General features: G+C 62.1%; 2 protein-coding genes. Both read right to left on the bottom strand.

Annotated features, from left to right (window positions below; genetic code table 11):
* Nucleotides 1–16 precede the first annotated feature (16 nt).
* Nucleotides 17–769 carry an ArdC family protein gene (locus AX724_RS12570; protein WP_082733523.1) on the bottom strand — a complete coding sequence of 251 codons (753 nt, stop codon included), beginning with the start codon at nucleotides 767–769 and terminating at the stop codon, nucleotides 17–19.
* A 242-nt stretch (nucleotides 770–1,011) separates the two neighbouring features.
* Nucleotides 1,012–1,488: an RNA polymerase sigma factor gene (locus tag AX724_RS12565; RefSeq protein ID WP_197421575.1), complete on the bottom strand. Its 477-nt coding sequence runs from the start codon at nucleotides 1,486–1,488 to the stop codon at nucleotides 1,012–1,014.
* Nucleotides 1,489–1,526 lie beyond the last annotated feature (38 nt).

The raw sequence follows: 1,526 nt of genomic DNA, 5'->3' as shown, positions 1-1,526 counted from the left end.
GCCAAGAACATACCGTTCAATGGTGCGTCAGGCACGGTGCAGACTGTCCAGATAACGCCACTAATTCCTCCCGTGCATACCCTTCATCGCCCCACTTCTCGCGCCCGAATGAGCGATCAAGGCGGCTCTTGTGCCGAGTCCAGTGGACAGTTTCATGCCCCCTAGTGGCGTAATAGCCGTGGACATCATGGAAGGCGGCGAAAGGTGGAAGCTGGATGCGGTCGGCTGATGGGATGTAATAGGCCTTGTCGCCGCCATGGTTCACGGTTGCGGGGATGCTGGCAAAGAATGTCTCGGCGGCTTCGATGCGCTCCATCTCCGGCGCGGGCTCCGGTATGATATGGAACCGTTCGGGCAAGCCGTCGATCTGCGCCACGTTGAACACGGTATAGGTCTTCAGAAAACGGAAGCCCTGTTCCCGATCCTCCTCCCTGTCATCGTCATGCACGGTCTTGGTGCTGTCGCCATAATAGACCACGGTCGCACCATGCTCCCCCTTGCGCACCTGCGCGCCCAAGGCTTGCGCCTGCTTGTAGGTCATCCATGACGGGCTGACGAAACCGGATGCCTGCGCCTCTATCCACAAGAGAAGCACGTTGATCCCACGGTAGGGCTGGCCGGTGGCGCGCAAGGGGCGAGCCTGCCCGGACTTGGCGATGTCGCCGCCGCTCCACGGTTTCAGCCAGGGGCGGGTGCCTTGTTCAAGCTCGGCCAGGATGCGGTCGGTGATACGGCTGTGAGGGTCTTGCTTGCCGGTGTTCTGGGTCATTGCTGTTACTCCCTTCCAATCCGCGCAGTGGGTCATGCCGCGCATGACCCCTGCCGACCCGGCGAGGGGCGGAGAGAGTGGGGGCAAGGTCCGGTGCCGGGGGTGGTGCGGGCGCAGCGCAGCGAGCCACGGCCCCAAAGCGGCATCTTGCAGGGAGAGAGAGGCAGAGCCTCTTTCTCCCTCCAGAACTGTGGCAAGATCGAGCCGCTGGCGGCGCTCAATCGCGAGCCTAGGAAGCCATTCTACAATCGATGCACAGAAGCCGTCCTGCGGCACCGTGCCAGGGCACGCGTCATATGATATTCGACGCCACCGTAGCCGATGCCGACCTGCTCGGAGATCTCCGCATAGGTCATGCATTTCAGCCGGTGCATCAGGAAGATGCGGCGGGTCTTGCGGGGCATGGCCAGCAGTGTCCGCCGATAGACCTTCCGGACGTCTCCTTCCTCGATTCTCCAGGTCTGCTCGGGAAGTGCCGGTGCATCCCGACCCTCGTCGATCGGACAGGTGACGATGTGTGCCGGCGCCCTGCGACGCGCACGGCTAATAAGAAGGTTGCGCGCGCATCGGGTGAGATAGGCTGGCGGATTTTCGATATGTTCGACAACGCCCGCAGCGAACAGCTTCACGAAAACCTCCTGCTCGAGGTCGGGGGCATCGTCCCCTCCCACGCGCTTTCGGAAGAAACGCAGAACCCGTGCATGAGGATCAGCGTGCAATAGGCACCCCCTTCGTGGGGTGATCGGCGTGCAAAAAG

The organism is Sphingobium sp. CCH11-B1 (assembly GCF_001556865.1).
In the GTDB taxonomy this organism is placed as follows: Bacteria; Pseudomonadota; Alphaproteobacteria; order Sphingomonadales; family Sphingomonadaceae; genus Sphingobium.
This window is presented reverse-complemented; position numbering and strand designations above follow the sequence as displayed.